Annotated in this window: 27 protein-coding genes; 10 read left to right on the top strand and 17 right to left on the bottom strand. The window is 67.4% G+C overall.

The window, feature by feature from the left end; genetic code table 11:
- Positions 1 to 107: 107 nt before the first annotated feature.
- Entirely contained in the window at positions 108 to 1,265 is a 1,158-nt protein-coding gene (locus AC1RB9_RS20080; RefSeq protein WP_003082230.1) for a multidrug effflux MFS transporter, read from the bottom strand.
- An 89-nt stretch (positions 1,266 to 1,354) separates the two neighbouring features.
- Between AC1RB9_RS20080 and AC1RB9_RS20075 the strand changes: the two genes are divergently transcribed.
- Positions 1,355 to 2,134 (top strand): AraC family transcriptional regulator, encoded by a 780-nt coding sequence (locus AC1RB9_RS20075; protein ID WP_003082235.1) that lies wholly within the window; start codon positions 1,355 to 1,357, stop codon positions 2,132 to 2,134.
- Between the two features lie 4 nt (positions 2,135 to 2,138).
- On the opposite strand, the gene AC1RB9_RS20070 is transcribed toward AC1RB9_RS20075, so the two are convergent.
- A complete protein-coding gene (locus AC1RB9_RS20070) occupies positions 2,139 to 2,849 on the bottom strand; it encodes an rRNA pseudouridine synthase (protein WP_003086466.1) in 711 nt (236 codons plus the stop codon).
- Between the two features lie 112 nt (positions 2,850 to 2,961).
- On the opposite strand from AC1RB9_RS20070, the gene hcuA reads away from it, so the two are divergent.
- Positions 2,962 to 3,585: a hydrophobic compound transporter HcuA gene (gene hcuA / locus AC1RB9_RS20065; protein WP_003082239.1), complete on the top strand. Its 624-nt coding sequence runs from the start codon at positions 2,962 to 2,964 to the stop codon at positions 3,583 to 3,585.
- A gap of 92 nt (positions 3,586 to 3,677) precedes the next feature.
- Positions 3,678 to 4,826 (top strand): hydrophobic compound transporter HcuB, encoded by a 1,149-nt coding sequence (gene hcuB / locus AC1RB9_RS20060; RefSeq protein WP_003159764.1) that lies wholly within the window; start codon positions 3,678 to 3,680, stop codon positions 4,824 to 4,826.
- A gap of 3 nt (positions 4,827 to 4,829) precedes the next feature.
- On the opposite strand, the gene AC1RB9_RS20055 is transcribed toward hcuB, so the two are convergent.
- A complete protein-coding gene (locus AC1RB9_RS20055) occupies positions 4,830 to 5,051 on the bottom strand; it encodes a VF530 family protein (RefSeq protein ID WP_003082243.1) in 222 nt (73 codons plus the stop codon).
- 100 nt (positions 5,052 to 5,151) lie between these two features.
- The gene (locus tag AC1RB9_RS20050; protein ID WP_003109112.1) at positions 5,152 to 5,343 is read right to left on the bottom strand and encodes a hypothetical protein; all 192 of its coding nucleotides are present in this window, start codon (positions 5,341 to 5,343) and stop codon (positions 5,152 to 5,154) included.
- 472 nt (positions 5,344 to 5,815) lie between these two features.
- On the opposite strand from AC1RB9_RS20050, the gene hcuC reads away from it, so the two are divergent.
- Complete coding sequence (gene hcuC / locus AC1RB9_RS20045; protein WP_003145485.1) at positions 5,816 to 7,582, top strand: hydrophobic compound transporter HcuC; 1,767 nt, start codon at positions 5,816 to 5,818, stop codon at positions 7,580 to 7,582.
- Between the two features lie 2 nt (positions 7,583 to 7,584).
- On the opposite strand, the gene AC1RB9_RS20040 is transcribed toward hcuC, so the two are convergent.
- Positions 7,585 to 7,920: a lysozyme inhibitor LprI family protein gene (locus AC1RB9_RS20040; RefSeq protein ID WP_003082246.1), complete on the bottom strand. Its 336-nt coding sequence runs from the start codon at positions 7,918 to 7,920 to the stop codon at positions 7,585 to 7,587.
- A gap of 103 nt (positions 7,921 to 8,023) precedes the next feature.
- Positions 8,024 to 10,348, bottom strand: a complete 2,325-nt coding sequence (locus tag AC1RB9_RS20035; protein WP_003082248.1) for an LTA synthase family protein — start codon at positions 10,346 to 10,348, stop codon at positions 8,024 to 8,026.
- Positions 10,349 to 10,602: 254 nt separating this feature from the next.
- On the opposite strand from AC1RB9_RS20035, the gene AC1RB9_RS20030 reads away from it, so the two are divergent.
- Positions 10,603 to 11,442, top strand: a complete 840-nt coding sequence (locus tag AC1RB9_RS20030; protein ID WP_003082250.1) for a CvfB family protein — start codon at positions 10,603 to 10,605, stop codon at positions 11,440 to 11,442.
- Positions 11,443 to 11,451: 9 nt separating this feature from the next.
- Here the strand turns inward: AC1RB9_RS20030 and AC1RB9_RS20025 are convergent, their stop codons facing one another.
- The 5 genes from AC1RB9_RS20025 to yfiR form a co-directional block, all read right to left on the bottom strand.
- Positions 11,452 to 11,826, bottom strand: a complete 375-nt coding sequence (locus AC1RB9_RS20025; protein ID WP_003123156.1) for a hypothetical protein — start codon at positions 11,824 to 11,826, stop codon at positions 11,452 to 11,454.
- A 106-nt stretch (positions 11,827 to 11,932) separates the two neighbouring features.
- Positions 11,933 to 12,487 (bottom strand): magnesium transporter, encoded by a 555-nt coding sequence (locus AC1RB9_RS20020; RefSeq protein WP_003112496.1) that lies wholly within the window; start codon positions 12,485 to 12,487, stop codon positions 11,933 to 11,935.
- Between the two features lie 274 nt (positions 12,488 to 12,761).
- Positions 12,762 to 13,268, bottom strand: coding sequence for a small colony variant regulatory network protein YfiB (gene yfiB / locus AC1RB9_RS20015; protein WP_003082254.1), 507 nt, complete (start codon positions 13,266 to 13,268; stop codon positions 12,762 to 12,764).
- Positions 13,240 to 14,547, bottom strand: coding sequence for a small colony variant regulatory network diguanylate cyclase TpbB (tpbB, locus tag AC1RB9_RS20010; protein WP_003082256.1), 1,308 nt, complete (start codon positions 14,545 to 14,547; stop codon positions 13,240 to 13,242). The genes yfiB and tpbB overlap by 29 nt, the downstream gene beginning before the upstream one ends.
- Positions 14,547 to 15,119, bottom strand: a complete 573-nt coding sequence (yfiR, locus tag AC1RB9_RS20005; RefSeq protein ID WP_003082257.1) for a small colony variant regulatory diguanylate cyclase inhibitor YfiR — start codon at positions 15,117 to 15,119, stop codon at positions 14,547 to 14,549. The genes tpbB and yfiR overlap by 1 nt, the downstream gene beginning before the upstream one ends.
- Before the next feature lie 209 nt (positions 15,120 to 15,328).
- Between yfiR and def the strand changes: the two genes are divergently transcribed.
- Positions 15,329 to 15,868 carry a peptide deformylase gene (def, locus tag AC1RB9_RS20000; RefSeq protein WP_003120589.1) on the top strand — a complete coding sequence of 180 codons (540 nt, stop codon included), beginning with the start codon at positions 15,329 to 15,331 and terminating at the stop codon, positions 15,866 to 15,868.
- A 33-nt stretch (positions 15,869 to 15,901) separates the two neighbouring features.
- Here def and AC1RB9_RS19995 read toward each other — a convergent pair whose 3' ends face one another.
- Positions 15,902 to 16,033, bottom strand: a complete 132-nt coding sequence (locus tag AC1RB9_RS19995; protein WP_003159768.1) for a hypothetical protein — start codon at positions 16,031 to 16,033, stop codon at positions 15,902 to 15,904.
- A 132-nt stretch (positions 16,034 to 16,165) separates the two neighbouring features.
- Entirely contained in the window at positions 16,166 to 16,486 is a 321-nt protein-coding gene (locus AC1RB9_RS19990; RefSeq protein ID WP_003082265.1) for a DUF2025 family protein, read from the bottom strand.
- 230 nt (positions 16,487 to 16,716) lie between these two features.
- Between AC1RB9_RS19990 and dgt the strand changes: the two genes are divergently transcribed.
- Positions 16,717 to 18,210, top strand: coding sequence for a dGTPase (gene dgt, locus AC1RB9_RS19985; protein WP_003449054.1), 1,494 nt, complete (start codon positions 16,717 to 16,719; stop codon positions 18,208 to 18,210).
- A gap of 13 nt (positions 18,211 to 18,223) precedes the next feature.
- Complete coding sequence (locus tag AC1RB9_RS19980; protein WP_003449055.1) at positions 18,224 to 18,976, top strand: SIR2 family NAD-dependent protein deacylase; 753 nt, start codon at positions 18,224 to 18,226, stop codon at positions 18,974 to 18,976.
- Between the two features lie 6 nt (positions 18,977 to 18,982).
- Here the strand turns inward: AC1RB9_RS19980 and AC1RB9_RS19975 are convergent, their stop codons facing one another.
- Together AC1RB9_RS19975 and AC1RB9_RS19970 are read right to left on the bottom strand one after the other, a co-directional pair.
- Positions 18,983 to 19,570 (bottom strand): DUF4234 domain-containing protein, encoded by a 588-nt coding sequence (locus AC1RB9_RS19975; protein WP_003082271.1) that lies wholly within the window; start codon positions 19,568 to 19,570, stop codon positions 18,983 to 18,985.
- 94 nt (positions 19,571 to 19,664) lie between these two features.
- On the bottom strand, positions 19,665 to 20,654 hold the full coding sequence (locus AC1RB9_RS19970) for an aldo/keto reductase (protein ID WP_003082273.1): 990 nt from the start codon (positions 20,652 to 20,654) through the stop codon (positions 19,665 to 19,667).
- Between the two features lie 134 nt (positions 20,655 to 20,788).
- Between AC1RB9_RS19970 and AC1RB9_RS19965 the strand changes: the two genes are divergently transcribed.
- Both AC1RB9_RS19965 and AC1RB9_RS19960 read left to right on the top strand, forming a co-directional pair.
- A complete protein-coding gene (locus tag AC1RB9_RS19965; protein WP_003086503.1) occupies positions 20,789 to 21,700 on the top strand; it encodes a LysR family transcriptional regulator in 912 nt (303 codons plus the stop codon).
- A gap of 35 nt (positions 21,701 to 21,735) precedes the next feature.
- On the top strand, positions 21,736 to 22,143 hold the full coding sequence (locus AC1RB9_RS19960) for a FosA family fosfomycin resistance glutathione transferase (RefSeq protein ID WP_003082280.1): 408 nt from the start codon (positions 21,736 to 21,738) through the stop codon (positions 22,141 to 22,143).
- Here the strand turns inward: AC1RB9_RS19960 and AC1RB9_RS19955 are convergent.
- Positions 22,140 to 23,117, bottom strand: coding sequence for a rhamnosyltransferase (locus AC1RB9_RS19955; RefSeq protein WP_003082283.1), 978 nt, complete (start codon positions 23,115 to 23,117; stop codon positions 22,140 to 22,142). The two genes, AC1RB9_RS19960 and AC1RB9_RS19955, sit on opposite strands and share 4 nt — an antisense overlap.
- Positions 23,105 to 24,373 carry an MFS transporter gene (locus AC1RB9_RS19950; RefSeq protein ID WP_003082286.1) on the bottom strand — a complete coding sequence of 423 codons (1,269 nt, stop codon included), beginning with the start codon at positions 24,371 to 24,373 and terminating at the stop codon, positions 23,105 to 23,107. Before AC1RB9_RS19950 ends, AC1RB9_RS19955 begins: the two co-directional genes overlap by 13 nt.
- Positions 24,374 to 24,414: the final 41 nt, after the last annotated feature.

The raw sequence follows: 24,414 nt of genomic DNA, 5'->3' as shown, positions 1-24,414 counted from the left end.
GTCCGCATGGGCGCTGTGCCATCACAGCATAGCAGCGTCGCGACGGCCGCCCTATCCGGCTTTCCGGGCCGGTCGTCCGGTTTGCACGGGCGTACCTGGCGCCGCTTTCATTCCGGCAGCCGCCTGGCCAGCAGCAGTGCGACCAGGCCCAGCAGGCTCCAGTACGCGGCCAGCGGCCAGGGACGGTCGAACGGTAGCAGGGTGGACGCGCCCAGTCCGAGGCCGATCAGCAGGTAGTAGGCGAGCCCGAACAGGGCTCCGGCGCGTCCCCGGCAATCGTCGTAGGCGTGCAGCGCCGGACCCAGCAGGTTGGGAATCGCCACGCCGAAGCCGATGAAGATCGGCAGGGCTGGCAGCGCCCAGTACAGGCCTTCGGCGTATCCGACGGCGGCCAACAGCGTCTGCGCTGTCGCGCCGGCGGCCGCCAGCGCTAGGCCCAGGCGTACCCGGCGAGCGCTGTTCCAGGTGCGCGGCAGGCGTCGGTTGAGCAAGGCGCCGAGGCTCCCGGCAATGGCGATGGCCAGGCCGATCCAGCCGAAGCCCAGGCCGGGCAGGTCGCCGACCATGAACGGCCCGGCGGCGTAGAAGGAGAACACCAGCACATTGAGCACCGCCACCAGCAGTGCGCGCGTTTGTAGCGGGCGGTCGGCCAGGACCCGTCGGAAGATCGCCAGGGTCGCGGGCTCGGGCGTGCCCGCCAGCAGCGGACGGGTTTCCGGCCAGGCCGGGACGACCAGCGCCGCCAGCGAGGCGAGCAGCACCGCCAGGGTGGCGAACACCGCCGGGTGCCCGCCGAGGTCGGCCAGCCACTGGCCGCCGAGGGGGCCGACTGCCGGCGACCAGGCCAGCACCGCGCCGAGCGTGACGAAATAGCTCATCAACGCCGGGCCTTGCAGCACATCGCGCAGGCTGGCCTGCACCGTCACCGAGCAGGTCGCCAGGCCGAGGCCCTGGACCAGGCGACAGGCAAGCAGGTAGGAATAGTCGGTACTGGCCCAGGCACCGAAGGTCGCCAGGGCCGCCAGGCCGAGCCCGCCGAGCAGAGCCGGGCGCCGGCCGAGGCGGTCGGCCAGCCAGCCCCAGAGCCAGATGCCGGGGGCGAAACCGACGAAGAACAGCGCCATGGTCCACTGGCTGGTAGCGTCGTCCAGTCGCCAGTGGCTGGCCAGGGCCGGCAGCGCGGGGGAAAGGATGGTTTCGGCGACTTGCGGCAGGGCTAGCAGGGCGAGCACCAGCAGCAGGGGAGGGCGAGGACGGTCAGGCATGATGGCTCCGGAAAAAAGAGCCAAGCCTAGGCCGCCTGCGCCTGGCAGAATGCTGCGGTCAGGACGGAAAACATCGCGAAGAGGACAAGGTGCCGCGCTATCCCTACGAACGGGTCGAGGATCCCGATCTCGCCCGCTGCCCGGTGGTCGGCCTCGAGGTCGACAGCACCGGCCACCGCAGCGACTGGCATTGCCACCGGCGCGCGCAGTTGCTGTACATGGCGGCCGGTAGCGTCACGCTGTATTTCGCCGAGCGCATTTGCCAATTGACGCCGCTCCAGGCCGCCTGGCTGCCGGCCGGCGTGCCGCATCGCACGGTCCTGCACGGGCGCTTCGCCTACCGTAGCCTGTACTTCGAACCCTCGGCGTTCGCCGAGCTGCCGGACAGCGTCCAGGTCCTCGAAGTCGGGCCGCTAATGCGCGAACTGATCCTGCGCATGACCGGCTGGGCAGCCGACTTGCAATTGGAAGGGCCGCACCTGACGCTGTTGCGCGCACTGTTCGATGAACTGGCGAGCGCGCCGGCACACGCCGCGAGCCTGCCGATGCCGCGCGATGCGCGGGCGCTGAAGGTGGCCGAGGCGCTGCTGGCGCAACCCGCGCTGGACTGGAGCATCGAGGCGTGGGGACGTGAGGTCGGCGCCAGCGGGCGGACCCTGGCGCGTCTGTTCACCGAGCAGACCGGCCTGGGTTTCTCCCGCTGGCGAACCCAGGCGCGCTTGTTCGAAGCGCGGAGGCGCCTGGCCGAAGGCCGCTCGGTGACCGAGGTCGCCCACGCCCTGGGCTACGCCAGCGACAGCGCGTTCATCGCCATGTACCGGCGGGTCTGCGGGCAGTCGCCGGGGCGCGCCCTGCGTGGCCTCGAATGAGCGCTCAGAAGCGTTCGTGGAGGCCGAGGTAGCGCCATTCGCCGAGCGGTAGCCTGGCCAGCGACAGCGCGCCGATGCGCAGGCGGCGGATGCTCCGCACTTCCAGCCCCTCGCTTTCGCACATGAAGCGCAACTGGCCGGGCAGCACGTCTTTGAGGGCGAAGCGCAGGTGGCTTTCGTTCTGCCAACTGACCTTGCACGGCGATAGCCTGCGGCCCTGGTAGGCGAGGCCGTGGCGCAGGCGCTCGAGGCCGCCGGCGGCCAGGTCGCCGGCGACCTCGACCAGGTATTCCTGCTCCAGCCGTGCACCGTCGTCCACCAGCTTGCGCAGTACGCCGTGCTGCTGGCTGAACACCACCAGCCCCGAAGCCTCGCTGTCCAGCGCAAGGGTGGGACGCTGGCGGGCGAAGTGTTTTTTCAGCGCTCGCAAGGGACTGGGGTCATCGCTCCAGCGCCGCCCCGCAGCGAGCAGGCCTTCGAAATCGTCGTGGCGCCAGCCGGCCGGCTTGTGCAACAGCAGGGTGGCCGGTTCAATCGTTTCCGCGCGGGCGCCCGGCAGCAGCTCCACGCGCTGGTCGAGCACCTTGAACTGTGGCTCCTCGATCACTTCGCCGTCGACGCTGACCCAGCCGCCCTCGATGTACAGCTCGGCTTCGCGGCGCGAGCAGGCGGTGAGTTCGGCGAGGCGTTTGGACAGGCGGATCGGGTCGGTCATGGCGAGGCTACTGGAATGAAAGACCGCCAGTTTACTCGTTGTGGCGATGGGCGCCGAGGAATGATTCGGCGCCCGCTCGGTCCCAACTTAAGGAACCGGAGAGGAGACCCTCATGCAGTCACGCCTGATCGATGGCCTGGAATGGGACCTGGACGAGGATGGCAGCGGCGGCCTGTGCAACGTCCATGGCGACAAGGTCCATCTGCGCCAGGGCGACATGGACGGCGCCTGCGGGCCCTACTGCCTGGTCATGGCGATGCTGGTCCGCGGCCAACTGCGCCGGCGCCAGGCCAAGGGCCTGGAGCGGGTCGACAGTCGCAGTCGCTACGGGCGCCTGATGAAGGCGCTGGACCAGCACGGCCCGCTGCTGCGCGTCGGCACCACCGGCGTCGACCTGCTGGAGCTGCTGGCCGAGATCAACGATACCGAGCATTTCGCCCTCAAGGGCGAGGGGCGCAGGTTGGTCCGGCACACCCGCGAATACCTGGAGGCCGGCTTTCCGGTAGTGCTCGGTTTCCACGGCCGCAAGGGCAGCGATATCCGCCACTGGGGCCTGGCCATCGGCATGAGCGAGCGCGCCTTCCTGCTCCTCGACCCGGCCCACGACCTGCCGCGCGGGCAGGCCTGGAACGCGGTGATCACCAGCGAGGCGCACGGTTCCCGGTTCGGCTATCGCTATATCAATGCCAAGGGCACCTGGGCGGTGACCCTCAAGGAAATGGTCGCCTTGCTTTGAGGGGCGGGTTTGTTACAGCCCGTGTGCGGACTGCCAGGCGCGGCGGATCTGCGACTAGAGTGGTGTTTTTCGCTTGGGGAAGGAGAGAACGCATGCCGGGCCTGTCTTTGAATGCCATCCTGCTGAGCGCCGTCGCGCTGCTCGCTCCGTCGGTCGAGGCGGTGGACGCCGGTCGCCACGACAGCGAGCTGGGCGCCGTCGAGGTCACCCCGGTGGTTGGTGGTCTGGCCTATCCCTGGGCCGTCGCCTTCCTGCCGGACAACCAGGGCATATTGGTCACCGAGCGGCCCGGCAGCTTGCGTTTCGTCAGTCCCGAGGGACAGTTGTCGGCGCCGCTGGAAGGCGTACCCAGGGTCTTCGCCAGCGGCCAGGGGGGACTGCTCGACGTCGCCTTGTCGCCGGGGTTCGCCGAGGACCGGCTGGTCTACCTGACCTATGCCGAGGCCGGCGAGGACGGCCGCGCCGGAACGGCGGCGGGACGTGGCCGGTTATCGGCGGACAAGCGACGGCTGGAGGGCTTCCACGTGATCTTCCGGCAGTTGCCGAAGCTTTCCAGCGGCCATCACTTCGGCTCGCGCCTGGTCTTCGACGGCAAGGGCCACCTGTTCATCGCCCTCGGCGAGAACAACCAGCGCAGCACCTCGCAGGACCTGGACAAGTTGCAGGGCAAGGTCGTCCGCCTGTATCCGGACGGCGGCGTTCCCAAGGACAATCCCTTCGTCGGCCGTACCGACGCGCGGCCGGAGATCTGGAGCTATGGCCACCGCAACCAGCAGGGCGCCGCGCTGAATCCCTGGACCGGCCGGCTCTGGACCCACGAGCACGGCCCGCGCGGCGGCGACGAGATCAACATACCCCAGGCCGGCGGGAACTACGGCTGGCCGCTGGCGACCCATGGAATCAACTACACCCTGCTGCCGATCCCCGAAGCCAGGGGCAAGGCCGTCGAAGGTACCGAGGCGCCGCACCATGTCTGGGAGAAGTCGCCGGCGATCAGCGGCATGGCGTTCTACGATGCGCAGCGCTTCCCGGCCTGGCAGCATAATTTGTTCATCGGCGCGCTGGCGACGCAGGAACTGATCCGCCTGCAACTGGATGGCGACCGGATCGTCCACGAAGAGCGCCTGCTGGGCGATCTCGGGGTGCGCATCCGCGACGTGCGGCAGGGCCCGGACGGCTATCTCTACCTGCTCACCGACCAGAAGGACGGGCAATTGCTGCGCCTGGGGTTGGCGCGCTAGCCTTCAGCCTTGGTTGCGCTTGAGCTGGACGTAGAGCGCCTCGACCTTTTCCCGGGCCCAGGGCGTCTTGCGCAGGAAGGCGAGGCTGGACTTGATGCTCGGGTCGTTCCTGAAACAACGAATGTCGACCCGTTTGCCAAGCTCCGCCCAGCCGTGGTGGGCGACCAGTTCGGTGAGCAGTTTTTCCAGGGTGACGCCGTGCAGTGGATCGGGATGGCCAGGCATGAAGGGCTCGGGATTCAGGCAATGAAAAAGGGGATGGAGCGTGGCACATCTGCGTGCCGGCCTGCCATCCCCTTCGTAGTCCCCGGCGAGGGGCGGGCGATCAGCGCTTCTTGCTGATGGTGATCTGCCGCGACGGGCCGTAGACCTGGCCGCTGACGCCCTTGGCGATCTTCTGGATCTCGCCGCCGGCCTGGAGGAAGGCGGCGACCTGCGCTTCGATGGACTCGCGGGTTTCGACCGCGGGAGCCGGCTTGGCGGCTTTCGGCGCGACGGTTTTCTTCATGATGGCCATATCCGGGGACCTGTCTCTGCATTAAATATGGCCGTTCATTATAACCGAAGCGGCGTTTTATTTCATCTTGAATATTGTCGATCAGATTTCGGACGTAACCTGCTGTTTTCTATAAAGTCCGTTAGGCAATACCCGAGCGAGGCGCTGCGGCATTGGCGATCCGGCGGTGAACTGCTCGAGGTCTCCGCGGCTGGATGTTCCGCCGACCCCGGGCGACGCAGGATACCGCCAGGTGGATAACTCCCTTCGCGCATCCCGGCATGAATTCCAATGTTTGCATTAGTTGATGCGAGAAAGTTCTCCGGGCCTCTATCTCACCTATATCGAGAATAATGAAAAGTTCACGATTAGTTATCGGCTAAGTTGCCCGGATATATACGTCGATATCATCGCGCTGCCGGCCGGGGCATGCATCGCCTCGCTGCGTTCCCGGTGCTAACCTGCGGAACCCCAGCCGCCGAGCGAGCGCCGCATGCCAGCCATTCTCTCCTCCCGCCAACGTATCGCCCTGCGCCTGGCCTGGCGCTTCATGGCGCCTTACCGCTGGCGCATGCTCGGGGCCCTGGTGGCGTTGCTGTTCACCGCGGCGATCACCCTGTCCCTGGGCCAGGGCATCCGCCTGCTGGTGGACCAGGGGTTCCTCACCGCCTCGCCCGAATTGCTCAATCGCTACATCCTGCTGTTCTTCGTGCTGGTGCTCGGCCTGGCCGTGGGCACCTTCGTGCGCTTCTACCTGGTGTCCTGGATCGGCGAGCGCTTCGTCGCCGATATCCGCAAGCGCGTGTTCGACCACCTGATCGAGTTGCATCCCGGTTTCTACGAAACCAACCGTAGCTCCGAGATCCAGTCGCGCCTGACCGCCGACACTACGCTGCTGCAGACGGTGATCGGTTCCTCGCTGTCGATGGCCCTGCGCAATGCCCTGATGCTGGTCGGCGGGGTGCTGCTGATGTTCGTCACCAACGCCAAGCTGACCAGCATCGTGGTGCTGGCGTTGCCGCTGGTGATCGCCCCGATCCTGCTGTTCGGCCGCCGCGTGCGCAGCCTGTCGCGGGAAAGCCAGGACCGGGTGGCCGACGTCGGCAGCTACGTCGGTGAAACCCTCGGTCAGATCAAGACCGTGCAGGCCTACAACCACCAGGCGCAGGATCGCCAGCGCTTCGCCGGCACCGTCGAACGCGCCTTCGACACCGCGCGCAAGCGCATCGCCCAGCGCGCCTGGCTGATCACCGTGGTGATCGTGCTGGTGCTCGGCGCGGTCGGCGTCATGCTCTGGGTCGGCGGCCGCGACGTGATCGCCGGCAGCATCTCGGCCGGCGAACTGGCCGCGTTCGTCTTCTACAGCCTGATCGTCGGCATGGCCTTCGGCACCCTCAGCGAGGTGATCGGCGAATTGCAGCGCGCCGCCGGCGCCGCAGAGCGCATCGCCGAGCTGCTCAGGGCGCGCAGCGAGATCCGCCCGCCAGCGCAACCACGCAAGCTGGCGGCACGGGTGAGCGGGAGGATCGAATTGCAGGCGGTGCGCTTCGCCTATCCGACCCGTCCCGAACACTGGGCCATCGACGACATCAGCCTGGCCGTCGAACCGGGGGAAACCCTGGCCCTGGTCGGACCTTCCGGCGCCGGCAAGTCGACCCTGTTCGATCTGCTCCTGCGTTTCTTCGATCCGCAGCAGGGACGGCTGCTGCTGGACGGGCAGCCGATCGTCGAACTGGACCCGGCCGACTTGCGCCGCAGCTTTGCCCTAGTGTCGCAGAACCCCGCGCTGTTCTTTGGCAGCGTCGAGGAAAACATCCGCTACGGCCGTCCGCATGCCAGCGCCGCCGAGGTCGAGGCCGCAGCGCGTGCCGCGCATGCCCACGAGTTCATCCTGGGTCTGCCGCAGGGCTACGCCACCCACCTGGGCGAGGGCGGCATCGGCCTGTCCGGCGGCCAGCGCCAGCGCCTGGCGATCGCCCGGGCGTTGCTGGTAGACGCGCCGGTGCTGCTGCTCGACGAGGCGACCAGCGCCCTGGATGCGGAAAGCGAGCACCTGATCCAGCAGGCCCTGCCAGGCCTGATGAGCGGACGTACCACCCTGGTGATCGCCCATCGCCTGGCCACGGTACAGAGCGCCGACCGCATCGCGGTGATCGACCAGGGGCGGCTGGTGGCCATTGGTAGCCATGCCCGGCTGATCGCCGAGAACCCGCTCTATGCGCGCCTGGCGGAACTGCAGTTCGCTGCCGGCGGACGCTAGCTTCAGAGCGGCTTGTCGATGCCCGCGTACTGCTTGTCCAGCTCGTCGATACGCTGCGCGTAGGCGCGGGAGAGGCAGTCGGTGTCGCCACCGCAGCGCCGGCGCTGGCGCAGCCAGTCCTGCTGCCGGTCCTGCATGGCGCCGCGGCCGCCCATGGCGAACAGGCCGCGGAGGAAGTGGTACTTGACGCTCATCTCGACGTCCTTGTCGTTCAGCGCCCGGTTCGCGCAGATGGCCTTTTCGTCCGCTCGCTCAGCCTTTTCGCAATCGAAGCTGGCCGCTTCGGCCAGGGGCGCCAGCAGGAGTCCGCCGAGGGCGAGGAATGCCAGGTGCTTCATGCCGTTCTCCGTTTCGCCTGGTTGCTTGCGAATCTTCGACGCCCGCGACGGCGCTGGGTTCAGCGGGGAGCGCACGGCGGCCGGGCGGGCCGCTCCGGCGCGGTCAGTGCGAAAGGATCAGGGCCTTCTGCTCGGGGATGACGGTGCGCTCCCGAGGGGCGTCCGCGCGTTCCGCTTCCTCGGTTTCGGGGCGGTTGGCGAACAGGCTTTTCAGGGTGCTCAGCAGCGGCTGTTCCTTCGCCGCTTCGGCGACCTGGCTGCGGCTTTCCACGGGTTCCGGGTTGGCCGCCGTGACCACGTGGAAGTCGCTGATCTCGATGATCCCGCGGCCCTCGGCGAGCAAGTGGAAGGAGAAGGCCTTGCGCGCTTCCGGGTTGTCGAAGGTGAAGCTCATGTCCAGCGGCTTGCCTTTGAGCAGGCGCGGGATGTCCGGTACCGGTATGGGAACGTCGCGTTCGAACTCCTTGGTCTTCAGCGTCACCCGGGCGCCGTTGCGGTCCATCTGCAAGGCGCGGATCTTCAGGGTGACCGTGGTCCTGCTGTTCTTCGGCATCTCCAGGTATTGCGCGCCGATCAGGTTGTCGGTCCAGTCGTTGTGGGTTTCCGGCTTCAGGCGGATGCGTTCGTGGGTGGCGAACTGGAACTCCTGGCCCAACTGGCCGGCCTGTTGCACGGAGTGGTCGAGGACGGCGGCGCGCTGGCTGACCAGGCGTGCCTGGCGACCGCTGAAGCGACCGAGGAACTCGGCTTCGTCGGCGATGAAGCCCTCGCTGCGGTAGCGCCGGCAGACCTGCTGGAAATCGCATTCGACGAAGGTGTCCTTGCCGTCGTGGTGGCGCAGCATGCCGTTGGTGTAGGACATCATTTCGCGGCCGCTGGCGTAGTCGCGGAACAGCGAGCGCCCGGAAATCCCCGCCGGCACGCGGTAGCCGAAATAGTCGAGGACGGACGCGGCGAGGTCGACGTGGCCGTAGACGCCGCTCTTGATCGGCGGCAGCGCCGCCTGTTCCGGTGCCAGTACCAGGTTGAAGCCCCAGGCCGAGGCGAGGCGCACCTGGTCGACACCGTGGGATTCGTCGGAAGTGAGCACCACCAGGGTGTCGCGCAACACGCCCTGTTTCTCCAGGTCGGCGAGGAAGGCGTCGATCGCGTCGTCGAGATAGGCCACCGCGGCCTGCTTGGCGCTCGGGTAGCGGGCCAGGTAGTCGGCAGGCGCCGAGTAGGGCTGGTGGGTGCCGACGGTGAGCAGGGTCAGCATCCAGGGTTTCTTCTGCTGGCGCAGCTGCTTCACGTAGGTCGCGGCGCCCTCGAAGAAGGCCTTGTCGTCCATGCCCCAGGGAAACTCCAGGTAGGACGTGTTGCGGAACCAGTCGCGCCCGAGGGTCTTGTCGAAGCCCATCTGCGGCATGACCTTGTCCTTGGCCATGAAGCGCAGGCCGGCACCCTGCAGGAAGTGCGTGCTGAAACCGTGCTGGCGCAGCTGGGCGGGCAAGCACTCCCTGGCCCGGGCCGGGTTGTTGAGCAGCTCGACGCCCTTCGGCGTGCCCGAGTCGAGCTTGCTGTAGTCGCCGCAGAGCATGGCGTAGAGGCCGCGGATGGTCTGGTGGCTGTGCAGCACGTAGTCCGGGGTGGTCATCGCCCGTTCGGCCCAGCCACTCAGCCTGGGCATCGGCGCTTCGTGGTAGCTGCTGTTGATGGCGGCGCGGTTGGCGGCGATATACGCGCCGGGGATTCCCTCCATGGCCACGATCAGGACGTTGCGCGCGCGCCCTCCGCCGGCCAGCAGCGGCGTTCCGGAAAGGTCGAGCTGGTTGAGCCCGGCGACGTCCGGCGGGGTGTCCGGACGGTCGTCGGCGAGCCAGTCTTCGACCGCCAGTTGGCCACTGCTGAGCGCGCTGGCCAGCAGCTTGTGCGGCAGGTTGTACTGCTGCCATTGGTCGGCGTCGCTCGGACGCAGGTATTGCAGGCCGACATGCGCCGCCAGGAACGCCGCCGGCAGCGCGTAGGCATAGCGCGGCAGGCGCGGACCGCGGCGACGCCAGAGCAGCACGCAAAGCAATGTCGCGCCACCGAGGCCGAGCGCCAGTGGCAGGTGGGCGAGGCCGCCGCCCTGGGTGGAGCTGCTGACGAACTGCGGATCCAGCAGGTACTTGAGGTCGGAAGGTTCCGGCATGCGCCCGACCGCGCCGACCAGTTCGGCATTGCCGATCAGGAACAGGCACCAGAGCAGCATGACCGGGAGCGCGAACCACAGGGAGCGTCGATGCAGGAGCAGCACCAGCAGGCTGCCGAGGGCCAGGTCCGAGAGATAGCCGAACGGCGTCGACCAGCCGAGCCAGTAGCGGCCGGCGAGGGGAACGACCAGGAACAGCGCGGCCAGCGCCAGAAGCGAGCCGCAAGATGAGAGCCAACGGCTGAGTGGACGCACAGGAACTCCTGATGAGCGGCAGCGAGAATCCTTGATAAGGATGTTCCAAAAAAGTCTTTAGGGTTCACGATTTTGAAACATCGTTGTGCTTACTGCCAGTAGACAGTCGGCATTTGGGAAATGTCCGCGTGGTTCAGGATGTTTCGGCGCGAATGGCCGGCAAGGCGATGAGCGGCGTCGGCGTACCGGCAAAAACTTCCGCCCGCATGCGTGGCGCCCGGTAGAATGCCGCCCCTTCGACAGGGGGAGACAACATGGCGGTCATCGGGCGTTTCAATTCACTGCAGGTGGTCAAGCACACGGAGTTCGGGCTCTATCTCGACGGTACCCAGCACGGCGAGATCCTCCTGCCCAAGCGCTATGTGCCGAAGGACCAGCCCAGCGAAGTGGGCGACTGGCTCAACGTGTTCATCTACCTGGACAGCGACGACCGCCTGATCGCCACCACCCAGACGCCCAAGGTCCAGGTCGGCGGTTTCGCCAGCCTGAAGGTCGTGGAGATCAACCGGATCGGCCTGTTCCTCGACTGGGGCCTGCCCAAGGACCTGCTGCTGCCGCATTCGGAAGAAAAGCGTCCGTTGCAGGTCGGCGACTACTGCGTGGTCTACGTCTACCTGGACAAGCGCACCAACCGCATCACCGCCACCGCACGCCTGGACCGCCAGTTGGACAACCTGCCGCCACGCTACAGCGTCGGCCAGGCGGTCGACCTGCTGGTGGTGGAGCGTACCGAGATGGGCTTCAAGGCGATCATCGAGGGCAAGCACTGGGGCCTGATCCACAAGAACGAGGCGTTCAAGTTCCTCCGCAGCGGCATGCGCGAACAGGGCTACATCAAGGAATTGCGCGCGGACGGCAAGATCGCCCTTAGCCTGCAGCCGGTCGGCGCCGAGGCCGCCGTCGAGCTGAGCCAGCAGATTCTCGCCCGGCTGCTGGAGGCCGGCGGCAGCCTGCCGCTCAGCGACAAGAGTTCGCCGGAAGATATCCACCGGCTCTTCGGGGTCAGCAAGGGGACCTTCAAGAAGGCCATCGGCGGCCTCTACAAGAAAGGCCTGATCCTGATCCACCCGGAACGCATCGAACTGCCGCGCTGAGGTTTCCGCTCAGGGCTGGAGGAACGGGGCGAAGTCCAGGCCAGCGCCGCCGGGGCGGACGTCGCGCAGGCGCTTGCCGGGGTCCGCGCTCAGCTCCAGGCTGAGGGTCGGCCGGCGGGCGTTCTTGTCGCGCAGTTCCAGGCTGTCCTGCTGATGGCGAAGGAAACCGGTGGGCACCTTCAGGTGCTCCACTGCATCGCCGGCCGGGTTCGCCAGCAGCAGGTTGAGGAACTTGCCGGCCTTCAGTTGGCTGAGCGGAATATCGAACCACCAGACGTTCTTGCTCTTGTTGAAGCGGGCGAGCAGGGTGTTGCCGGCATCCAGCACGGACATGCCCAAGGCCTGGTTGAGCTGTGCGATGGCTGCCGCTTTATCGAGTTTCATGGAGTTTCCTGACGGGCCGCGCCGGCCGGGATGGCGGGCGGGTAGCCGGATATTCTAGCAGCCGGAGGGACGCCGCAGGACCTGCGCGGTGCGCAGGCCCCGCCGCTCAGACCATCCGCCGGAACTGCCGCCAGCGTTGCTGCCAGCCCAGCAGCAGCGGAGAGACCGCGGGGCCGGTGCCGGCGTCCTGCAGGCGCGGGTGGTGGCTGACCACGTTGACCAGGATCGGCTCCTGGGCGTTCTTCACATCGACGAAGAACAGGTGCTGCCCCTGGTGCAGGCGTTCTTCGAAGGGACGGAAGGCGCGGTTGGTGCGCTGCAGGCCGAAGAAGCTGCCTTCCCACAGGCAGAACGCGCAGAGCATGGCGCCGAGGAAGATCACCGGAATCCAGCCGGCGGCGGTTTCCGTCCAGCCGCTGGCATAGGCGAAGGCCACGGCGACGATGGCCAGGACGAGGCCGACCAGCAGGCCGACACGGCCGGAGCGGACCACATCCTTCTTCATGAACGGAGAGACTTCGTGCAGATGGCGCTGGCCGGTCTCCGCGTCCTTTTCGCTGAGGACGTGGATCTGCTCGGTGGCGATGCCGCTGGCTTCCAGTTCGGCTTCGAGCCGTTCCAGCTCGTCGAGGTTGTCGCTGATGTAGTAATGCCGGTTCATGGCATGCCTCCCATCGTCTGACGGCCTGTTCCTTGGGCGAACAGGCAAAGGTCGATACCCCCTGTCGGTGAATCCCGGAGCACCCGCAAGCGGCAGGTCGGCCGGGATTGTCGGTTTCTTGCGCAGCATTCAGTCTAGCATCCGCGGCAGCGGCGGCCGGTACGCCGGTCTGCTGGCTTCTTCCTTCAACATAGGCCGGAAGCGGGGTAGTGGCGGGGCCGGGCGATGGACGGGCCAGGTACGGGTGGGCCGTACGCAGCCCGCGAGCGCAGGATTACTCGGCGGGAACGATGATGGCGACGCGGCGGTTCTCGCTGCGGCCGGCGCGGGTCTTGTTATCGGCCACCGGCTTGCTCATGCCAAGGCCGCGGACCTCGATGTTGGCCGCCGGCATGCCGGCTTCGCGGAATACCGCGGCCACCGATTCGGCGCGCCGTTCGGAGAGCTTTTGATTGTAGCCTTCGTCGCCGTAGTTGTCGGTGTGGCCTTCCAGGCGGACCTTGTCGATGTCTACCGCGAGCAGGGCGCGGGCGATCTTGGTCAGGGTGTTGCGGCTGTCGGGATTGAGACGGTCTAGATTGTTGCCGAACAGCACCTTGCTCGACATGCCGAACTCCCAGCCTTCGTCGCGGAGTTCGAAGCCCTGCTCCTGGAGCACGGCGATCTGCTCGGCGCTCAGGCCGGTCTGCGGCGGCTTGGTCTGGCAACCGGCCAGGCCCAGCACAAGGCTGAACAGGGCGAGGGCAAGCAATCTACTTGGGTGGAGCCTCTGGGGTAGCACTGTCTATCTCCTTTTCTTCCTGAAGGATGCGGGGGTCGTTGAGTTCCGCCAGGCGCCGGCTGCCGCGGGCCTGGCGCTTGGCGATGTACATCGCCATGTCGGCGTCGTGGAGCAGCGCCGCCGGGGTATCCGCATGCTCGGGATAGAGGGCGATGCCGATGGTCAGCGAGGTACTCACCGTGCTGCCGTCGCTGAGCCGGATCGGCGCCTGCATGCTGGCGATGATGTTGTCGGCGATGCGCAGGGCGTCGGCGCCGGACGCCAGCGGTGCGAGCAGGACGGCGAATTCGTCGCCGCCCAGGCGCGCCACCAGGTCGCTTTCGCGCAACTGCCCACGGATGCGCATGGCGATGTTGACCAGCACGGTGTCGCCGGCGGCATGGCCGAGGCGGTCGTTGATCTCCTTGAAGCGGTCGCTGTCGATGAACAGCACCGCCAATTGCTCGCGATGCTCGTTGGCATCGCGCAGCGCCCGGCTCAGGCGGCCTTCGAAGAAGGCGCGGTTGGGCAGGCTGGTCAGGCTGTCGTGGTGGGCCTGGTGCGCCAGCGAGGCGTTCTCGTCCTGCAGGCGCGCCTGCCAGGATTCGAGTTCGTCGAGCAGGGCGTTGAAGTCCTCGCCCAGTTGGCTCAGCTCGGCGATGCCGGCTTCCGGTACGCGCTTCTCGAAATCCCGTTCGCGGCGCACGGTATGCGCGACCTTCGCCAGTTGGTCGAGCGGGCCGACGATACCGCGTACCAGCCGCCGCGACAGGTAGAAGGCGCCCAGGGCGGTAAGCAGCAGGCACAGGACCATGCCGGCGAAACCGGTGAGCAGGAAGCGCAGCAGGCTGCCGCCGGAGCCCTTCACCTCCACCGAACCGATCTTCTGGCCGTCGTGCAGGATCGGTTGTTCGGTCGGCGCGCTGAGCAGCCAGTGCGCCAGTTGCTGTTCCAGCAGGTGCAGCGGCCCGGTGCTTTCCCGATGCCAACTGGCCAGGGTCTGTCCCTGGCGGTCGTAGACGATGGCGCTGGAGACCTCTTCGCTGGAGGCGATCAGCGCCAGGGACTCCTCGGCGGCCTGGGCATCGCCGAAGACCACTGCGGCTTCGACGGTATAGCTGATGGAACGGGCGATCAGTTGCTGGTTGGGGTCGGCATAGGCGCGCAGGGTCAGCAGGCCGACCAGGGTCACCGCCAGCCCGGCGGTGAATACCGCGACCAGCGCCACGCCCAGGTGTGCGCGATAGAGCACCCGGCGCAGCGATGGATTGGAACCCGTATAGCGACGACGACGGTTCATCACGGAGTGGCCTGCCGCCTTGCCAGTTTCAATACGCTCGGGTGCACGCGTACGCCGCTGCGGGCGATGGAGTCGAGATTGGCCTCGAAGGTGATGCGCGGACCGCCGACGTTGAGGCAGAACATGCTGCCGACGCTGCATTCGGTGCCACGCTCGCTGATGGACAGGACCGGATGCCCGGCCAGGCTGCGGAACACCTGCTGGCGCTCGCGCTCGTCGACCACTCCGAGGTAGATCACGTTGCAGAGCGTGCCGAGGTCCGGGTTGTCCACCGCGCGGCGTTCCGCATGCACGCGCCTGCCATTGGCCTGCACCATGCCGCGGAGCAGGCCGTCGGCGTACTCGGTCGGTCCGACCACGCAGAGTTGCAGGACCGCCGGCTCCTTCGGCCAGCGCACGTAGCTGAATATGCCCAGCAGAACCTGGCTGACCGCATTGCTGCGTTGCTCGACCGACGTCCGTGCGTCGTCCGCCCACAGGCCTCCGCCGCCCAGGCAGGAAACCGCCAGGACCAGGCAGGCCAGGGTGCGCCTGTAGAGGTCGAGGGGCTGCAAGGTGGGCAACGAAGGCAAAAAGGTTTCCTCCAGGAAAACGTAGCGGGGTGGCACGACTGGCCAGTGTAGTCGGTGTGCGGCGAATATTACCGGATGTGCCGGGAAAGAAAGCCGTTCGGTGTCAAATCAATGGCGCAATTGCCGGAGATGGAAGCGCTTTGCGTCTTGTCCTGTCTGGTTTTCTGGCTGAGCATGTAGGGCGTTACTGACCTTTATCAGGGGGCGGCATGATCCGGGAAATCCTCAAGATGGGTGACGAGCGCCTGTTGCGTATCGCGCAGCCGGTGCCGTCCGAACTGTTCGGCAGCGAGGAGCTGCAACGGCTGATCGACGACATGTTCGAAACCATGCATCACGTCGGCGGGGTAGGGCTGGCCGCGCCGCAGATCGGCGTCGACCTGCAGCTGGTGATCTTCGGTTTCGAGCGCAGCGAGCGCTATCCGGACGCCCCGGCCGTGCCGCCGACCATCCTGCTGAACCCGCGGATCACCCTGCTGGACGACGAGATGGAAGAGGGCTGGGAGGGCTGCCTGTCGGTGCCGGGGTTGCGCGGCGCGGTATCGCGCCATCGGCGCATCCGCTACCAGGGCCTGGACCCGCAGGGACAGCCGATCGACCGCAGCGTCGAAGGGTTCCATGCGCGGGTGGTGCAGCACGAGTGCGACCACCTGATCGGCCGCCTGTATCCCTCGCGAATCACCGACTTCAGCAAGTTCGGCTTCACCGAGGTGCTGTTCCCCGATCTGGACCCCGCCGCGGACGATTGAGCGGTTGCGCCTGCGGCTCTGCTCCGGCCTGGCTCAGCTCCGCGATGGGGTGCCGAGCGGCACCGCCGGAGCGTGTTTTTTCGCTCGTTTCGCCAGGCGTTTCTCCTGGGCGGTTTTCAGCGGTTTCCTACGAGTTTCCTTCTTCGCGTTCAGTCCCTTGCTCATGGCGTTCACCTCCCCACGCAGCACCTGCGTGGCGCGCCGGATGGCCGATGGCGTCCGCGGCGCCGGACGGCGGCGGACGCTTCCAGCATAATGCGTGGCGCAGCGCCCGGCGCGGGCGGCGATCGACGGCGCTCAGCGCAACTGGCGTTGTGCGGTGATTTCCGGCAGGTCCTGGCGGCGCAGATAGACCAGTAGCGGCTCGCCGATGTTCAGTCGTTCGTTGATGTTCTGTTCCAGCAGGATCTGCAACTGCTCGCGGCCCAGGCGCATGACGTCGTCGCGTACCGAACTCCAGACGAACTCGCTGGTGGGCGTGATGCTGTCGTCGGCTACGTCCATGCCGAAGGAGTCTTCGCTGAAACGCACGATGTAGCGGCCGGTCTTGCGGTTGAAACCGACGAACCCCTTGAGGGCATCGGCGGCCTGGCAGATGTCGGTGGATGTGATGCTCATGCGGAACCTCCCTGAACGTTCCTGTTTCTCTGGGCGCACGCATGATCGGCGGCGCCCCCGTTCTGCGGCGGGGGTCGCTGGTGCCGAGCGGGGTATTCTGCCAGTTGCCGCCGCCCGGGGAAGAGGACGGATCGCGAACGGTAGTGGGACGGATTGTCGCGACCTTGGTTAAACCGCCGCCACGCGCTAGGCTCGGGGTTCGCAGCCGACCGAGTGGAGAACAGCGCCAGATGCCAGGGGCCGTGGATTTCAAGGAGCGGATATCCCGCCAGCGTCCGCATGACAGGGAAACCTACGGACATGCCGGGAATACCGATCTGCAAGACATCGTCTACCAGTTGGAAAGCGATCGCGGGCGCATCGTCAATTCCGCCGCCGTGCGTCGCTTGCAGCAGAAGACCCAGGTCTTCCCGCTGGAGCGCAACGCGGCGGTGCGCAGCCGCCTGACCCATTCCCTGGAAGTGCAGCAGACCGGGCGTTTCATCGTCCGCACGCTGTTCCGCCAACTGGGCCCGCGTGCCGCGGAGGTCGGCCTGGACGGGCTGGAAGGCGCGCTGGAAAGCCTGGTGGAAATGGCCTGCCTCATGCACGACGTCGGCAATCCGCCGTTCGGTCATTTCGGCGAGTACGCCATCAACGACTGGTTCGAACGCAACCTCGACGCCCTGTTCGAGCGCCGCATACCGCCGGGCCAGGGCGACGGCCTGTTGCAGCAGCGCATGCTCACCGACCTCAAGCACTTCGAAGGCAACGCCCAGGCCATCCGCCTGGTGGTGAAGCTGCTGCGCCTGAACCTCACCTACACGCAGACCGCCGGCCTGCTCAAGTACGTGCGTCCGGCCTACGAGCCGAAGCCGGACAAGGCGGCGAACCACTACCTGAACAAGAAGCCGGGCTTCTATCTTTCCGAGGAAGCCTTCGTCGACGAACTGCGCCGAGTCCTCGGCATGCGCCCGGGCACTCGCCACCCTGTGGCCTACATCATGGAAGCGGCCGACGATATCTCCTATTGCCTGGCCGATATCGAAGACTCGGTGGAAAAAGGCATCCTCGACATCCGTCAATTGGCGGATCTGCTGGTGAAGAAGTTTGCCGTCCACCATTCGCCGGACGCGCCGATTCCCGGCGACGCGGACAACATGAGCTTCCAGCGGATGGTCGACTACTCGCTGGAAAAGGCCGAGCGGGAGCCGATCAACAAGGTCAGCGAATTCTTCATCCGCCTGCGGGTGAAAATGATCCACCCGCTGGTCCAGCACGCCGCCCAGCAGTTCATCGACAACCTCGAAGCGGTTCATGCCGGCACCCTCGGCCGCGCGCTGATGGAGGACGGCAGCCTGCCGCACGCCATCGTCCAGACGTTCAAGGACGTGGCAATGGAATGGGTGTTCTGCCATCCGGAGGTGGAAACCCTGGAATTGCAGGGCTACCGCATCATCCAGGGCCTGCTGGATTTCTACGCGCCGCTGCTGCGCCTGCCGGCCGAGGAGTTCCAGGCCCTCGCCGAAGGTCGCCAGGCCGCCGCGCCGCATCCGCAACTGCTGGTTCGGCGCCTGCCGAGCCAGCAGATCAAGGCTTACCTGGAGGCCATGAAAGGTGTGGCGGAGGACCCGTTGCAGCGGCAGTGGGAGTTCTACCACCGCTGCCGCATGCTCCAGGATTTCGTCAGCGGCATGACCGACCAGCATGCCCAGGACGAATACCGCGCGTTGTCCGCGCTGTAAGCGGAGGAGCGAGATGCGCGCTGTCGTCGAACTGCTCGCCGGCGCCCGCCGCCTGGTGATCTTCACGGGCGCCGGGGTGTCGGCGGAAAGCGGGATTCCCACTTTCCGCGATGCCCTTGGCGGTCTCTGGGCGCGCTACGATCCGGCGGCCCTGGCCACGCCCGCGGCCTTCGCCGACGATCCCGCGCTGGTCTGGGGCTGGTACGAGTGGCGCCGCCTGAAGGTGCTGGGTGTCCAGCCGAATCCCGCGCACCGGGCGATCGCCGCGTTGAGCGGACGGATCGCCGGCACCCGGTTGGTCACCCAGAACGTCGACGACCTGCATGAACGCGCCGGCAGCCGCGACGTCCTTCACCTGCATGGCAGCCTGCACGCGCCGCGTTGCGCGATCTGCGCGGCAGCCTACCGGGACGCCTTGCCCGATTCGGTCGAGCCGGAAGAGGGACGACGGATCGAGCCGCCGCGTTGTCCGGCCTGCGGCGGACAGGTCCGGCCGGGCGTGGTCTGGTTCGGCGAGGCGCTGCCCGAGGCGGCGCTGCGCGAGGCTTTCGCCGCGGCCTGCGAGTGCGACCTGTTGCTCAGCGTCGGCACTTCCGGCGTGGTGCAGCCGGCGGCGCGGATACCCGGACTGGCGCTGGAACACGGTGCCAGCGTCGTGCATGTGAACCCGCAACCGGTGCGCACCCGCCATCCGCGCGAGCACTGTCTCGTCGGTCCGGCCGGCGAGGTGCTGCCCGAACTGTTGCGCCGGGCGTTTCCCGGCTGAGGCGGCTCAGCCCTGGGACGAGCCGAAGAGGATCACCGCGGAACCGATCAGGATCAGCAGCCAGTAGAGCGCGCCGAGCACGATGAACAGCAGGTTGTAGCCCGAATAGCCGGCGTTGCCCGTGCCCTGCGGGTCGCCGCTGGCGAGGTTGGCCTGGCGCTGGATGTTGCGCATCGGGATCAGCGGCGTGAGCAGCAGCAGGAGCGAGGGCAGCGAGTAGGGCTCCAGCGCGGGGACCACGTCGGTGAGGTGGCTGATCAGGTTCGCCGCGACCGTCAGCAGCACCGCCCAGGTCGCATCCTTGCTCGGGCTCCATAGTGCCTGGCGCTCTTCCGGCAGGGCCTGGTGGATCCGCCGGGCGAGGGCGTGGAAAAAGAAGATGCCGAAGATCGCCCGCCATACCGGGCTGATCCGCCGCTCCATCTGCGGTTGCTGGGCCTTCCAGTGCTTGTACATCCAGTACACGCCGTACAGCCCCAGGGTGACGAGGAAGAGCACGCTCATCTTGCCCAGGGAAGTGACGAAGAAATGCGCCCGCTTCGCGCCGCGGGTTTCCACCAGGGGCGCTTCCGGGGTCTTGTAGACGTTTTCCATAACTGATCCGGCAGTCCTTGAGAAAAACCGCCATTTTGCCTTCCGCCGCTCCGTCAGGCCAGCGGCCAGGGGCGTTGCCGCCCCGGCCGTCCGATCAGGCGTTGCGGCTGGGCGGCGCCATGAACTCGGGACCGACCGGATCCTGGATGGTCTCGGCGAGGATCCGCTCGATGCGGGCCATGGCCTCGTCGTCCAGGCGCCAGCCGAAGGCGTCGGCGATGCCGTTCAACTGCTCCGGCTTGCGCGCCCCCCACAGCGCCACCGTAGGGCCGCGATCGAGAATCCAGCGGATGGCCAGGGCCAGCACCGACTTGCCATAGCGCTCGCGAGCCAGTTCCTCCAGTTGCGCGACCGCTGCCAGGTACTGGGCGAAGCGGGGCTGCTGGAACTTCGGGTCGGACTTGCGCAGGTCGTCGCCATCGAAGCGGGTCTCGGCGTTCATCCGTCCGGAAAGCAGGCCGCGGCACAGCGCTCCGTAGGCCAGCACGACGATGCCGTTACGCTCGGCGTAGGGCAGCACGTCGGCGTCGATGGCGCGCTCGAACAGGTTGTAGGGTGGCTGCACGCTGGCCAGCGGAGCGAACTGGCGGAACCCGTCCATCTGTTCCGGCGAATAGTTGCTCACGCCGATGGCGAGGATCTTGCCGTCGCGGCGCAGGCGCTCCAGTTCGCCGGCGGTTTCCTCGTGCGCCACCAGCGGGTCCGGCCAGTGAATCTGGTACAGGTCGATACGATCGGTCTTCAGCCGCCGCAGCGAGTCCTCGACCTCCCGGCGGATGCGTGCGGCGGAGGCGTTGCGGTGGATGCCCGCGTCGCTCCACTCCAGCGCCGCCTTGGTGGCGATCACCGCCTTGTCGCGCAGGCCCTGCAAGGCCTTGCCGACGACCTCCTCGGAATGGCCGAAGCCATAGACCGGCGCGGTGTCGATCAGGTTGATCCCGGATTCCACCGCACGCCGGATGGTTTCCACCGACGTCGCGTCGTCAGCGCCGCCCCACATCCAGCCGCCGATGGCCCAGGTGCCGAGGCCGATGCGCGAGACCGGCGTGTCGATACCCTCGATGCGAATGCTTTCAACACTCATGGAAATACTCCTGCAGATCGGGAAAACGCTTGCCGGCAATGCGCCCGGCGGCACGGAGCGATTACTCTAGATCACCCGAGATTGAATGTGGCTCAATGCTGCATTGACCTCCGAGAACTGCCAGGAGCCCTGGAATGCCGGCTTTCACCCGTTCCGAACTCGCCGACCTGAACGTCTTCATGACCATCGTCCGGCGCCGCAGCTTCCGTCACTCGGCCCAGGAACTGGGTGTCAGTACCTCGGCGCTGAGCCACAGCATGCGCAACCTCGAGGCGCGGCTCGGGGTGAAGCTGCTCAACCGTACCAGCCGTTCGGTGGTGCCGACCGATGCCGGCAGCGCGCTGGCGGCCAAGCTGGAGGATGGTTTCCAGGTGATCGGCGAGGCGCTCGGCGAGCTCGATGCCTATCGCACCTCGCCGGTGGGCCGGCTGCGCCTGAACGTGCCGCGCGATGCCTCGCGGCTGCTGCTGGGGCCGGTCCTCAGGCGCTTCACCGAGGCGTATCCGGACCTGCAACTGGAACTTTCGGTGGAGGACCGCATGGTCGACATCGTCGCCGACGGCTACGACGCCGGCATCCGTTACGGCGGCACGGTGCCCCAGGACATGGTCGCGGTGCCATTGACCGGGGAGCTGCGCTGGGTGGTGGCCGCGTCGCCCGATTACCTGGCGCGCCACGGCGTGCCCCAGCGGCCGGACGACCTGTTGCGGCACGCCTGCATCCGCATGCGCCTGGGCGACAACTCGTTCTACAAATGGGAACTGGGCGACGGCGAGCGGATGGTCGAGGTCGACGTGCCCGGCCCTTTCAGCGTCAACGAAAGCAATACGGCGGTCGCCGCGGCCCTGGACGGCGTTGGCCTGGCCTACTGCCTGGAAGTGGGAATCGCCGAGGAGCTGCGTAGCGGCCGGCTGCAACTGGTATTGCCGGACTGGACCTCGATGGGCGCGCCGTTCTGCCTCTATTATCCGAGCCGACGCCAGCCGCAACCCGGCTTGCGCCAACTGATGGAAATGATCCGCGGCGACTGGCTGGGGCGTGCCTGAATCGTCCTCTCGCCAAACCTTGCAAGGAGCCCCCCATGCTCACCGGTCTTAATCACCTGACCCTGGCGGTCGCCGACCTGCCGGCCAGCATCGCCTTCTACCGCGATCTTCTCGGCTTTCGCCTGGAAGCGCGCTGGGACCAGGGCGCCTATCTCGAACTGGGTTCGCTGTGGCTGTGCCTGTCCCGGGAGCCGCAGTACGGTGGGCCGGCCGCGGACTACACGCACTACGCCTTCGGCATCGCCGCCGCGGACTTCGCCCGCTTCGCCGCGCAGCTGCGCGCGCATGGCGTGCGCGAATGGAAGCAGAACCGCAGCGAGGGCGATTCGTTCTACTTCCTCGACCCGGACGGCCATCGCCTGGAGGCCCACGTCGGCGACCTGCGCAGCCGGCTCGCGGCGTGCCGGCAAGCGCCCTATGCGGGAATGCGTTTCGCCGACTAGGCCTTGGCCTTGCCGGAAGCTACGGACGCCACGGCCGGACCGGCGAGGCGCTTCAGCAGGCGCGGGCGGTTGCGCTCCAGTGCGCCGCCGCGCCCCCGCAGGCCGTCCCACAGGCCCCAGCCCAGGCAGCGCAGCTTGAGCAGCTTGTCGCGTTCGAGCAGGAGCACCGCGAGGCCCTGGGTCAGGGTCGGCAGGTTCGCCAGCAGGGCCAGCGGCGAGGACCGGGCGTAGCGGCGCAGGACCAGCAGGCCGTTGCGCGCCAGGTAGTAGCGGCGCAGCGGGGCGTGGTTCATCGCGCTGAGGCTGAGACCGCCGAGGCGGCGGGTCTTGCGCGTGCCGATGCGGTGCTCGAGGACCAGCCGCGGGTCGACGTACAGGGGCACGTCCAGCGCCTGGGCGCGCAGGCTGTATTCGGTGTCCACGTGGTCGATGAACAGTTCCTCGTCGAAGTGGCCGAGGCGCTGGTAGGCCTCGCGGGTCAGCAGGCAGCCGGAGGAGATCAGGAACGAGGTGCGCTGCGGGGTCGTCAGGCCGTCCAGAGACAATTGCCTGAGCGTCAGTCCGTCGAGATGGATGGCCGGCAGGAAGCGCCGGTCACCCCGGTCGAAGATCCGTGGGCCGAGCAGGCAGGCCTGACCGTTGCGCGCCTGCAGGTTGCGCCACTGGGCGGCGAGGAAGGCGCCGCCGGGACGGGAGTCCTGGTCGAGCAGCAGCACACCCTGCACGCCACGCCGGAACAGCGCGTCGAGCCCCTGGTTGAAGGCGCCGGCGATGCCCTGCCGGTTGCCGTGGTGCAGCACGGCGATGCCTTGCCCGCGCAGCCGGGCATTGCGCTGCGGATCGCTGTGCGGTGAGTTGTCGACGGCGAGGAAGCGCAGTTGCGGAAACGCCGCCGCCAGTTCGCCAAGGTGTTCCAGGTCGTCGTCGCCAGGATTGAACAGTACCACCAGCACGCCCATGTCTATCCGGTCCATGATCGTTCTTCTCCCGTAGGTCGAAGTTGCCAGGCCAGGACCAGCCCGGCCAGAACGAGAAGGGCGCCGGCGAGGAATGGCGCGCCGGCCAGGGGCAGCGGCGCGAGCGGACCGCTGCCCCAGTGGAACAGGCCGCTCATCAGCGGCGGACCGACGATCGCGGCGAGGCTCATCAGGCTGCTCAGCACGCCCTGCAACTCGCCCTGGCGGTCGACCGGCACGCGGGCCGAGAGCAGCCCCTGCATGGCCGGGGTGGCGAGGCTGCCGAGCGCGAAGGGCAGCAGCGCGCAGACCAGCCAGAATGACGAGTCGACCAGGGCGAACAGCAGCAGGCCGCAGCCTTGCAGGGCGAGGCCCAGGCGCAGCAGGCGGGCGTCGTCCAGGCGCCGCTTGCAGAGGTTCACGCCGAGGGTCTGGGCGAGCACCGCGAGCACGCCGTAGAGGGCCAGCGAGTAGCCGATCCAGGCGCTGCTCCAGTGAAACTTCTCGATCACGAAGAACGGCCAGACCACCATCACCGCCTGCAAGCCGAGGAATACCAGGGCAAGCACCGCCAGCAGGCGTCCGACCCCCGGTTGCCGAGCCAGGCCGCTGATCGAGCGCAAGGCATTCATCCGCCTCGGGTCCAGGCGGCGGCGTCGCGTCGGGGGCAGGGTTTCCTCGAGGAACAGGCCGGCGAGCAGGGCGTTGAGCAGGCACAGGCCGGCGGCCAGCAACAGCGGCAGCGTCGTGCCGTGCACCGCCAGCAGCCCACCGAGGGCGGGGCCGAGGATCATGCCCAGAGCGAGGCCGGCGTACAGCCAGCCGAAGTGCCGGGTGCGCTGCCCGTGCGTGCCGAGGTCAGCCGCGCAGGCCATCGCGGTGGCCACGCTGGCGCCGGTGAGCCCGGCCAGCGCGCGACCGAGGAACAGCATCCAGAGGCTGTCGGCCAGCGCCAGCAGCAGATAGCTGAGGGCGAAGCCGAGCATCGCCAGGACCAGGACGGGGCGGCGTCCGAAGCGGTCGCTGAGGCTGCCGAGGACCGGCGAAAAGAACAATTGCAGCAGCGCGAAGGTCATCACCAGGGCGGCGCCCCAGGTGGCCGCGTCGCGGACCGCCAGCGGCGCCACGCTGCCGATCAGCGTCGGCAGCAGGGGCACGATCAGGCCGACGCCAGCGGCATCCAGCAGGCAGGTGAGGAACAGCAGAGGCAGGACGCGTTTCGCGCCGGGACCGTGTTCCCGCGTGGCGGAGGGGCAGAGGCTGGTCGTGGACACGCCAGGATCCTCCCGGCGAACACAGGAAATCCTGATCCTGG

Source organism: Pseudomonas sp. 20-5, from assembly GCF_056782835.1.
Note: the sequence above shows the minus strand (reverse complement) of the source record. Positions and strands in the feature narration are given on the sequence as shown.

What these genes read in the sequence shown, in the direction of transcription:
- AC1RB9_RS20080 (WP_003082230.1), bottom strand. Translation starts at nt 1,265, where the DNA reads ATGCCTGACCGTCCTCGCCCTCCCCTGCTGCTGGTGCTCGCCCTGCTA.
- AC1RB9_RS20070 (WP_003086466.1), bottom strand. Translation starts at nt 2,849, where the DNA reads ATGACCGACCCGATCCGCCTGTCCAAACGCCTCGCCGAACTCACCGCC.
- hcuA (WP_003082239.1), top strand. Translation starts at nt 2,962, where the DNA reads ATGCAGTCACGCCTGATCGATGGCCTGGAATGGGACCTGGACGAGGAT.
- hcuB (WP_003159764.1), top strand. Translation starts at nt 3,678, where the DNA reads ATGCCGGGCCTGTCTTTGAATGCCATCCTGCTGAGCGCCGTCGCGCTG.
- AC1RB9_RS20055 (WP_003082243.1), bottom strand. Translation starts at nt 5,051, where the DNA reads ATGCCTGGCCATCCCGATCCACTGCACGGCGTCACCCTGGAAAAACTG.
- AC1RB9_RS20050 (WP_003109112.1), bottom strand. Translation starts at nt 5,343, where the DNA reads ATGGCCATCATGAAGAAAACCGTCGCGCCGAAAGCCGCCAAGCCGGCT.
- hcuC (WP_003145485.1), top strand. Translation starts at nt 5,816, where the DNA reads ATGCCAGCCATTCTCTCCTCCCGCCAACGTATCGCCCTGCGCCTGGCC.
- AC1RB9_RS20040 (WP_003082246.1), bottom strand. Translation starts at nt 7,920, where the DNA reads ATGAAGCACCTGGCATTCCTCGCCCTCGGCGGACTCCTGCTGGCGCCC.
- AC1RB9_RS20030 (WP_003082250.1), top strand. Translation starts at nt 10,603, where the DNA reads ATGGCGGTCATCGGGCGTTTCAATTCACTGCAGGTGGTCAAGCACACG.
- AC1RB9_RS20025 (WP_003123156.1), bottom strand. Translation starts at nt 11,826, where the DNA reads ATGAAACTCGATAAAGCGGCAGCCATCGCACAGCTCAACCAGGCCTTG.
- AC1RB9_RS20020 (WP_003112496.1), bottom strand. Translation starts at nt 12,487, where the DNA reads ATGAACCGGCATTACTACATCAGCGACAACCTCGACGAGCTGGAACGG.
- tpbB (WP_003082256.1), bottom strand. Translation starts at nt 14,547, where the DNA reads ATGAACCGTCGTCGTCGCTATACGGGTTCCAATCCATCGCTGCGCCGG.
- def (WP_003120589.1), top strand. Translation starts at nt 15,329, where the DNA reads ATGATCCGGGAAATCCTCAAGATGGGTGACGAGCGCCTGTTGCGTATC.
- AC1RB9_RS19995 (WP_003159768.1), bottom strand. Translation starts at nt 16,033, where the DNA reads ATGAGCAAGGGACTGAACGCGAAGAAGGAAACTCGTAGGAAACCGCTG.
- AC1RB9_RS19990 (WP_003082265.1), bottom strand. Translation starts at nt 16,486, where the DNA reads ATGAGCATCACATCCACCGACATCTGCCAGGCCGCCGATGCCCTCAAG.
- dgt (WP_003449054.1), top strand. Translation starts at nt 16,717, where the DNA reads ATGCCAGGGGCCGTGGATTTCAAGGAGCGGATATCCCGCCAGCGTCCG.
- AC1RB9_RS19980 (WP_003449055.1), top strand. Translation starts at nt 18,224, where the DNA reads ATGCGCGCTGTCGTCGAACTGCTCGCCGGCGCCCGCCGCCTGGTGATC.
- AC1RB9_RS19975 (WP_003082271.1), bottom strand. Translation starts at nt 19,570, where the DNA reads ATGGAAAACGTCTACAAGACCCCGGAAGCGCCCCTGGTGGAAACCCGC.
- AC1RB9_RS19970 (WP_003082273.1), bottom strand. Translation starts at nt 20,654, where the DNA reads ATGAGTGTTGAAAGCATTCGCATCGAGGGTATCGACACGCCGGTCTCG.
- AC1RB9_RS19965 (WP_003086503.1), top strand. Translation starts at nt 20,789, where the DNA reads ATGCCGGCTTTCACCCGTTCCGAACTCGCCGACCTGAACGTCTTCATG.
- AC1RB9_RS19960 (WP_003082280.1), top strand. Translation starts at nt 21,736, where the DNA reads ATGCTCACCGGTCTTAATCACCTGACCCTGGCGGTCGCCGACCTGCCG.
- AC1RB9_RS19955 (WP_003082283.1), bottom strand. Translation starts at nt 23,117, where the DNA reads ATGGACCGGATAGACATGGGCGTGCTGGTGGTACTGTTCAATCCTGGC.